At 37.7% G+C, this 3,181-nt stretch carries 3 protein-coding genes; all 3 read right to left on the reverse strand.

What is annotated here, in order from left to right; all coding sequences use genetic code 11:
- A partial coding sequence (locus AAGC65_RS25560) for a TolC family protein (RefSeq protein ID WP_343115286.1) occupies positions 1 to 1,415 on the reverse strand: 1,415 nt, incomplete at its 3' end.
- Between the two features lie 10 nt (positions 1,416 to 1,425).
- On the reverse strand, positions 1,426 to 2,103 hold the full coding sequence (locus AAGC65_RS25565) for an ABC transporter ATP-binding protein (protein WP_343115287.1): 678 nt from the start codon (positions 2,101 to 2,103) through the stop codon (positions 1,426 to 1,428).
- A 278-nt stretch (positions 2,104 to 2,381) separates the two neighbouring features.
- The coding region (locus AAGC65_RS25570; RefSeq protein WP_343115288.1) for an FtsX-like permease family protein at positions 2,382 to 3,181 on the reverse strand (800 nt) is incomplete at its 5' end.

The raw sequence follows: 3,181 nt of genomic DNA on the forward strand, positions 1-3,181 counted from the left end.
TAGTAATCCAGTACTTTATTGTAGATAAAGCAATCGTAACGAGCATTAATCAGGTTGATATTGGCCTTATCGAGGTTATTTTTTGCCACCACAAAATCAACGGAAGTTAATACTCCCGCGTTAAAACGTATCTCCGCAGTCCTGAATGATTCCGCGTAGGCCTTAACCTGATCAACCAATACATTATACCTATTATAGGCCGAGGTCATGTTTAAATAAGCCTGCTCAACATTCTGGCGCAAAACTATCTTGGTATTTTCTTCTATATACTTTGATTCCTGGTAATCGAGTTTTGCCAGCTTCACTTTGTTCTTGTTTTGGAAATAGTTTAAGATTGGCACCCGTAAACTAACCCCAAACTGTGTACTATAGTTGTTTTTAAACTGGTCATAATAGCCAATATTTTTGTTATCAAAGTTTGCCTGAGTAGTATAAACAGATTGCTTACCAGCAGGTGTATTCACATAATTTCCTGTATTTACAGTAGATGAATCTCTAAATACAGAAGTTTGGGCAGCGCTTGAATAATTAGTAAATACCCCACCGAATAATGAAATTGATGGAGATAGCGCACCCTTGGCCACTTTAACTCCTTTTTCTGCACTTTGGCGCCTTAATTCAGCGGCTTTTACATAAGCCAGTTGTTCCAGTGCTGTACTATAAATCTGATCTGCATTTTCATCCGTTTGTTTGGCAACATCACGTACACTAACCGGCTCCAGTTTCAAATTTCTGTTATAAGGGATATTTAAAATTTGCATCAGGCTTAATTTTGATGCTTCCAGGGTATTTTTAGTATTTACTAAATTAAGCTGGTTATCTCCCTGGGTACCTTTCAGATCATATAAATCTGAAGGTAATTTGTTGGCCCCATCCTTTTCCAGTATCTCTAAACGTTCTACTTGCTTTTTAGATACATCAAGCTGGTTATAGGCTTGGGTCAATAATTCAGCATTATCCAAAACTAAAAGGTACGCGGTGATCACGTTAATAGTTACCTGATCTTTTGCCTGCTGAAAATCCATTTTACCGGCCTGATAAGCCAATGATGTTTGTTTAATGGCATTCAAATTCTGCAAACCGCTAAATAGCGTTAAATTGGCATTCAAGCTATAATTACCAGAAGTATATGATTGGGTTACATAGCTATTGGTAAACGGGTTAACACTACGGCCGCTGTTAATGCTATGATCAACCTGCCCGTTTAATGATGGTAACATATTTTCTTTTGCCTGAATATAGCTCACACGCAGGCGTTGCATATCCAGATCACTTTGCTTTACCACCAGGTTATTTTTGATAGCAATATCTATACACTGCCTGATTGTAGTTAAGGTATCTGTTTGAGTTTGGGCCTGCGTTTTTATAGCGGATAACCCGATCAAACTAAAAAATATAAAATTAAAGTATCGCATTATAATATGATCAGAGTTGTTTTGAGGATTCGATTTTACCATCTAAAAGATTAATGATACGCGAACCATATTCGGCATTTTTTTCTGAGTGGGTTACCTGTATAATAGTTACGCCATCTTCCTTGTTTAACTTGCGAAACAGTTCCATGATCTCCTCCCCTTGTTTGGAATTTAAGTTACCTGTTGGCTCATCAGCCAGTAAAAGTTTCGGTTTCGCAATCAGGGCACGGGCTATGCCAACCAGCTGCTGCTGACCACCGGATAACTGTGCAGGGAAAAGATCTTTTTTACCTACAATGCTGAAACGGTCAAGCATATCGGCTACCATCGCTTTACGTTCGGCACTTTTAAAATCCTGGTAAATAAGTGGTGTTTCTATGTTTTCATAAACGGTAAGCTCATCTATGAGGTGATAAGCCTGGAAAACAAAACCAATGTATTGCTTATACAATGCCGAGCGCTGTTTCTCTTTTAACTGGTGCACGGTGTGGTCGGCAAAGTAATGATATCCTTCAGACGGCTCATCAAGCATACCGATGATATTAAGCAATGTTGATTTACCAGAACCTGATGGCCCCATGATAGAAACAAATTCGCCTTCATCAATTTCAAGGCTCAGATCATTCAATACAAAATTTTTAAGTCCGCTTACCTGATAAAATTTAGAGATATGTTGGAGTGATAACATCTTTTAAATATTAGTTTATAAATAGTTTGATTAGTTGTTTAAAAATATCAATTCATTTTGGCCAAACAAGTATCAATAATATACCAAAATTTTAAGACACTAAAAATCAATACATTACATCAATTATATAATACAAACACTGTTCGCTTATGTAACAGAGAGCGTACGGTTATGATACAGTCAGAAATAGATATTAAGTATCAAATAAGCTGTAAATAAAAAGATCAGAACAATGCTGTTCTGATCTTTTTATTTAATGTTAAACTTGGTGTTATTTTCTATTCACTCCTTAAACTTTTAACCGGATTACTCATTGCGGCTTTAACCGCCTGAAAACTGATAGTCGCAACTGCGATGATGATGGCCAGTATACCGGCCAAAACAAATATCCACCAACTGATATCAATACGATAGGCAAAATCCTGTAACCATTTATGCATAAAGTACCAGGCTACAGGCATAGCGATAAAACACGACGCAACTATCAATTTAAGAAAATCAAAGGATAATAAATTGACAATACCTGTCACCGAAGCACCCAAAACTTTACGTATGCCTATTTCGCGTGTACGCTGCAAGGTGCTGTATGATGCTAACCCCAGTAAGCCCAAACAGGAAATAAATATTGCCAGTACGGCAAAATTCACAAACAGCTTACCAAAACGTTGTTCACTACGATACTGGCGGTCAAAAAACTCATCTAAAAAATAATAGTTATAAGGCCGATTGGGAATCAGCTGTTTCCATTTGTTTTCAATTTGAGCCATTGTAGCCGGCAAATGCTCAGGCGATACTTTTACAGATATCAGGCTAAGATTCTTTAGTTCGATACGCATAGTTAGGGGTTTTATCACCTCCTGTAACGAACGAAAGTGAAAGTCTTTCATTACTCCTACCACTTTTCCTTCACGGCCCCATTGTTTAAAACGTTTACCTATTACCTGTTGTGGTGAATTGTAGCCAAGCAACTTGGCTGTAGCCTCATTGATGAGCATGGCCTGCGCTGTATCAGTACCAAATTCGCGTGAGAAAGACCGCCCGGCAAGCATTTTTATTTTATACTGATTCACATAATCAT

It is taken from the genome of Mucilaginibacter sp. (assembly GCF_039207105.1).
Lineage (GTDB): Bacteria > Bacteroidota > Bacteroidia > Sphingobacteriales > Sphingobacteriaceae > Mucilaginibacter.